The sequence below is a fragment of the Bacillus sp. BML-BC051 genome (assembly GCF_019656175.1).
In the GTDB taxonomy this organism is placed as follows: Bacteria; Bacillota; Bacilli; order Bacillales; family Bacillaceae_G; genus Bacillus_A; species Bacillus_A mobilis.
In genome coordinates this window covers 1-317 of the sequence record NZ_BPLI01000217.1, presented here as the reverse complement: position 1 = coordinate 317, position 317 = coordinate 1, and the positions used below count along the sequence as shown (strand labels likewise).

The following is a 317-nucleotide window of genomic DNA, read 5'->3' as shown; positions in this document are numbered from 1 at the left end:
AGTAAAATTAAAAGAAGTTGACTTTAAAAAATCAAGACCTACTCATGATAGAATATGTAATAAGCTGTTATATGAACAGATATTAGAAGATCCAAAACTAGCAGCTAAATTTACAGCAGAAGAAATTGAATTATTTAAAAATGGTCAGAAACCCAAAACATATACATGGCATCACCATCAGGACACAGGAAGAATGCAGCTTGTAGACGCGAAATTACATAAGCAAACTGGTCACACGGGTGGGTATAACATCTGGGGGAAAGACGGAGAAAAATAGGGAGGTTTATTAATGCATCGCATTGTTTGGGTTGGTGTAA

General features: G+C 35.3%; 1 protein-coding gene. It reads left to right on the top strand.

The features are described from left to right. On the top strand, positions 1–277 hold a 277-nt coding region (locus K5S59_RS30035; RefSeq protein WP_220784151.1), incomplete at its 5' end, for an HNH endonuclease. Positions 278–317 lie beyond the last annotated feature (40 nt).